Annotated in this window: 4 protein-coding genes; 1 reads left to right on the top strand and 3 read right to left on the bottom strand. The window is 69.6% G+C overall.

Features of this window, described 5'->3' with window-relative positions; genetic code table 11:
• Positions 1–913, bottom strand: a 913-nt coding sequence (locus WBL05_RS10000; protein WP_424225612.1) for a hypothetical protein, incomplete at its 3' end; no start/stop codon positions are given.
• Between the two features lie 52 nt (positions 914–965).
• Positions 966–3701 carry a type I DNA topoisomerase gene (topA, locus tag WBL05_RS09995; RefSeq protein ID WP_424225611.1) on the bottom strand — a complete coding sequence of 912 codons (2736 nt, stop codon included), beginning with the start codon at positions 3699–3701 and terminating at the stop codon, positions 966–968.
• A 174-nt stretch (positions 3702–3875) separates the two neighbouring features.
• Between topA and WBL05_RS09990 the strand changes: the two genes are divergently transcribed.
• On the top strand, positions 3876–4568 hold the full coding sequence (locus WBL05_RS09990; protein ID WP_424225610.1) for a hypothetical protein: 693 nt from the start codon (positions 3876–3878) through the stop codon (positions 4566–4568).
• A 32-nt stretch (positions 4569–4600) separates the two neighbouring features.
• Here the strand turns inward: WBL05_RS09990 and WBL05_RS09985 are convergent, their stop codons facing one another.
• A complete protein-coding gene (locus WBL05_RS09985; RefSeq protein ID WP_424225609.1) occupies positions 4601–5038 on the bottom strand; it encodes an SRPBCC family protein in 438 nt (145 codons plus the stop codon).
• Positions 5039–5167 lie beyond the last annotated feature (129 nt).

Raw genomic sequence — 5167 nt, 5'->3', positions numbered from 1 at the left:
CGTCCAGGGTGTCGAAGTAGGACTCCCCCAGCTCGCGGGGGTGGCGGCTCGGCGGCCGGTCGGCAAGGCGTCCAATGTGCCAACACAGTTCGCTGGCCCAGACCGGGTCGACCAGCGACTGCAGTCCGCGGACCTGGTCGGCCAGCTGGGCCAGCGCCTCGGTCAGCAGGGCGGTGTCGGCGACCTCACCGGCCCGGACCTGCAGGTCGGCGCGCAGGACGCCGAACAGTTGGCTGCTCAGCGACCAAGCCAGGAAGTCCTCGGCGTCGACGTCGGCGGGCGGCTCGGCCGGCACCGCCACCGGCTGGCCCAGGGTGGCCAGCCGCTCCACCGGATCGGTGAACTCGGTGACTCGCATGCCGCCCGCGGCGTGCAACCGGTCGGCGACCAGGCTGCGCTGCGCCGACGTCATGTCGTTCCCGGGTTCCAGGGTGACCTCACGGCGGCGCGCGACTGCCAGGCCGCCGCGCCGCACCGTCACCCGGTCGTCCAGCAGTTGGCCGAGTTCGATGTCATCGCGGTCGAGCAGCTGGTAGGCGGCCCGGTCGACGCTGATGCTGGCCACCGGGCCGATCGGCGCGCGCCGACGGAACGGGCGCAGCAGCTCGGCGATGTCCTCGGGCAGTTCGTCGTCCCCGTTCAACGGTTCGATCCGCTCGGCGGGCAGCCACGGCTGCCAGTCGGAGGCCCGGAGCAGCCAGTGCGCGGTGTCGCCGACCGTCCGGTGGGCCAGCAGCACCCCCGCCCAGCTCAGCCGGTCGTCGGTGGTGTCGAGCAGCGTCAGGGTGGTGGTGTTGCGGCTGTTCGGAGCGCGCAGCCGCAACCGGTCGATGCCGGCCGCCGGGTCGGTCAGAATCGGCGCGTCCACATGGTAGGGCATCTCGAACCGGTAGCTGCGGGCGCGCTTGGCCATCTCACTCCTACTCTGCAGGGGCGGGCTCACCTCGGCGCGAGGTTCGGCACGCCTACTTGCCACCAGTCTTGCGGCTGCGAGTTGTCGAGGTGCCCGATTTGGTGCCGGTCCTGGTCGTCCTGCCGGTGGCCGAACGTCCACCGGTGGTCTTGCGTGCGGTGGTCTTCTTCGGTGCGGGACCCTTCGCCCGCTTCTCCGCGATCAGGTCGATCGCCTGCTCCAGGGTCACCTTGTCGACCTGCTGGCCGCGCGGGATCGTCACGTTGTACTCGCCGTCGGTGAGGTAGGGGCCGAACCGGCCGTCCTTGATCACCAGCGGCTTGCCGGTCGCCGGGTCGTCACCCAGTTCGGCCAGCGGTGCGGCGGCGGCGCGGCCGCGGCCCCTGGTTCGGGGTTCGGCGAGCAGCTTCAGCGCCTCCTCCAGGGTGACGGTGAACAGCGCTTCCTCGCTGGGCAGCGTCCGGGAGTCGGTGCCGCGCTTGATGTAGGGGCCGTAGCGGCCGTTCTGGGCGGTGATCTCGACGCCGGCCTCGTCCGAGCCGACCACCCGCGGCAGGCTGAGCAACCGCAGGGCGTCCTCGATCGTCACCGTGTCCAGGCTCATCGAGTTGAACAGCGAGGCGGTGCGCGGCTTGGGTCGCTTCGACTTCGGTGTGGAGTCGTCCTCGGGCAGCACCTCGGTTACGTACGGCCCGTAGCGCCCGGTGCGGGCGACGATCGGGTGCCCGGTCTCGGGGTCGGTGCCGAGTTCCCGCTCCTCACCGGTGGGGTGGGCGAGCAACTCGCGGGCCACCTCCAGGGTCAACTCGTCGGGCGCCATCCCGTCGGGGACGTTGGCGCGGCGCTCGTCGGCGTCCTCGACGTAGGTGCCGTAGCGCCCGACCCGGACGTTGACGCCCTCGGCCGGGTCGCCGATCGGGAAGGTGGACAGCCCGCGGGCGTCGATCTCGCCGAGGTTGTTGACCATGTCGTACAGCCCGGCGCGGGACTCGTCGTCGGGGCCGAAGAAGAAGTCGCTCAGCACCGCCAGCCGCTGGCCGTCGCCCTTGGCGATCTCGTCGAGCTTGTCCTCCAGCGCGGCGGTGAACTGGTAGTCGATGAGCTGCGGGAAGTGCTCGACCAGCAGCCGGGTCACCGCGAACGCCAGCCAGGTCGGCACCAGCGCGGTGCCCTTCTTGTAGACGTAGTCGCGGGCGGTGATGGTGCGGATGATCGAGGCATAGGTGGATGGCCGGCCGATCTCCAGTTCCTCCAGCTTGGCGATCAGCGTCGGCTCGGTGTACCGGGCCGGCGGTTTGGTCTGGTGGTCCTCGGCGCGGATGTCGGCCAGGTCGAGGGGCTGGGCCGGGGTCAGTTCGGGCAGCTTGGCCTGCTGGGAGTCGGAGTCCTCGGTCGCGTCGTCGTAGGCCTTCAGGTATCCGGGGAAGGTGATGGTGCGCCCGGACGCCGAGAAGGTGGCCTGGCGGACGGTGGTGGCGGCCATCTCGGTGCCGAGGCTGAGCCGCTGGGCCAGTTCGGCGCCCACCCGAATGCTGACGGTCTGCCCCTTTGCGTCGGCCATCTGGGACGCGATCGTACGCTGCCAGATCAGCTCGTACAGCCTGGCCTGGTCGCCGGGCAGCTTGGCCTGCGCCGGGGTGCGGAAGGTTTCACCGGCCGGGCGGATCGCCTCGTGCGCCTCCTGGGCGTTCTTGACCTTGGACGCGTACCGGCGCGGTGTGGCCGGCACGTAGTCGGGGCCGTACAACGACTGTGCCTGGCTGCGGGCGGCCCTGATCGCCTGTTCCGACAGCGAGACCGAGTCGGTGCGCATGTAGGTGATGTAGCCAGACTCGTACAGTTCCTGGGCGACCCGCATGGTGCGGTCGGTGGTGAAGCCGAGCCTGCGGCCGGCCTCCTGCTGCAGCGTGGTGGTGCGGAACGGGGCCGCCGGACGTCGGCTGTACGGTTTGGACTCCACCGAGTCGACGGCGAACGCCGCCGCGCGCAGCGCCTCGGCCAGCGACTTCGCCGACCGTTCGTCCAACACGAAGACCTCGTTGCTGAGCTCTCCGCGGGAGTCGAAGTCGGAGCCCCTGGCGACCCGCCAGTCGTCCAGCCCGGTGAGCCGGGCATCGAACAACCGCGGGCTCGCCTTCACGCCGGCGTCCAGGGTGGCGGTCAGGTCCCAGTAGGACGCCGACCGGAACGCCATCCGTTCGCGCTCGCGGTCGACCACCAGCCGGGTGGCGACCGACTGCACGCGTCCCGCTGAGAGCCTCGGCATGACCTTCTTCCACAGCACCGGTGAGACCTCGTAACCGTAGAGCCGGTCGAGGATCCGCCGGGTCTCCTGGGCGTCCACCAGGTCCAGATCCAGGTCGCGCGGGTTCTCCACCGCGTTGGCGATCGCCTCCGGGGTGATCTCGTGGAAGACCATCCGCTTGACCGGGATCTTCGGTTTCAGCTCCTGCAGCAGGTGCCAGGCGATCGCCTCACCCTCGCGGTCCTCATCGGTGGCCAGGAACAGCTCATCGGCCTCGGTGAGCGCCTGCTTGAGCTTGCGGATGGTCGGCTTCTTCTCGGCGCTGACCACGTAGAGCGGCGCGAAGTCGTCCTCGACGTTGACGCCGGTGCGGGCCCACGACTCGCCCTTGTACTTGGCCGGCACCTCGGCCGCGCTGGTGGGCAGGTCGCGGACGTGGCCACGGCTGGACTCGATCACGTAGCCGTCGCCGAGGAAGCGGGTGAGCATCGTCGCCTTGGTCGGCGACTCGACGATCACCAGTCGGCGGGGAGTTGTGGCCACGTTACGATCCTTCTGCGGGGTGCGGTTGCGGTAGACATGGGGAATGGTAGCGCCGACACGGGAGTGGTTGGCGCGGCCGCCAGTTGTCCCAGCGCCTGGCTGGTCGCCAATGCAGCGGTCGGTCGCCGGCGGCTGAGCGTTGACCGGCGATACTGCGCGGACGATAATCGGGCCATGGAGCCCGCGGGTCCGGACCTGTCCTGGCAGCCGCTGTACAAGGTGGGCGGCGTTTCCGCGCTGGTCTTCGTAGCACTGGTCCTGGTACCGATCGCCTTGATCTTCCTTGCTCCCCTGCCGCCGGCCGATGGTCGGGCCCTGCTCGAGTACATCCCGGACCACAAGGTGGTCTATCTCGTTCAGCTGGTCTGTTTCGTCGGCCTGGCGGTGCCCGCCCTGGTGGTGTTCGCGGCCGTGGCCGTGGGATTGATGGCGGTGAACAAGGGGGTGGCCCTGATCGGTGGGGTGTTGGGCATCGCCTCCGAGACCATTGCGCTCGCCCTGGGCAGCAGCCCCCAGTCACTGCACGGAGGGCTGGTGCTGCTAAGCGAAGCCTATGCGACAGCGGGAACCGACGCCGATCGCGCCGGCCTGGTCAGCGCGGCGGACGCGCTGATCGCCGCCACCAACGCGGTGTCCTGGGGCGGAATCCTGACCGCGGCGGCCATCCTGGTGCTGTCCCTGCTGATGCGGAACACGGTATTCGGCAGGGCGGTCGGAACGCTGGGGATCGTCACCGGGGCGGTTGGAGTGGTGTGCGAGGCCCTTCGGCCGGTGATCGGCGAGGTCTACCTTGTCTACGGACTGCTCCTGCCGGCCTGGTTCCTCCTCGTCGGGCTGCGACTGCTCCGGATCCCCGACGAGCGGTGACGGGCGGCCTGGCCTCTTCGCCCCAACAGATCTCAGCGACCGTGCCTGCCCTCCAGGTGGTGCTTCAATCCGGTCCAGATCCGGCGTTCCATCAGGCGTCCGATCGGGCCCATCAGAGGGCCGAGCAGGCGGAACCAGCCCCGAGGATTGACCTCCCAGTCCCACGCCATTCTGGTGCCGACGCCGTCCGGGGTGAATGTCAGGGTGCCCGAGGTCGTCATCGCGGCACTGGTCGTGACCGACGCGAGCCGGTGCGGCCGGTCGAACTCGGTGAGCTCGACCAGCATCTCCATGCCCGCCTTGCCCATCTGGGCCCTGAATCGGGAGCCGAGCCCGACGGGCTCGGGGGTGAGCAGGTCGGCGCGGGTCATCGCTGGGTTGAAGGTCGGTTCGTTGCGCGAGTCGGCGGCGGTGTCGAAGACCCGCTCCGGCGGAGCCGCGATCGTGATCGAGCCCGTGACACGTGCCATGTGTTTCTCCTATGTCAAGCGGCCACCGAGATGCAAGTCCCGAGGGTCGCTTCGTGGTCGGTTTTCAGGGTGTTGTAGACGATGCGGGCGAGGCGTCGTTTCAAGCAACGCAACGCTTCGGAGGCGGAC

This window comes from Brooklawnia sp., assembly GCF_049651565.1.
In the GTDB taxonomy this organism is placed as follows: domain Bacteria; phylum Actinomycetota; class Actinomycetes; order Propionibacteriales; family Propionibacteriaceae; genus Brooklawnia.
Note: the sequence above shows the minus strand (reverse complement) of the source record. Positions and strands in the feature narration are given on the sequence as shown.

Coding starts and splice junctions, on each gene's coding strand:
- WBL05_RS09985 (WP_424225609.1), bottom strand. CDS start 5,038: ATGGCACGTGTCACGGGCTCGATCACGATCGCGGCTCCGCCGGAGCGG.
- WBL05_RS09990 (WP_424225610.1), top strand. CDS start 3,876: ATGGAGCCCGCGGGTCCGGACCTGTCCTGGCAGCCGCTGTACAAGGTG.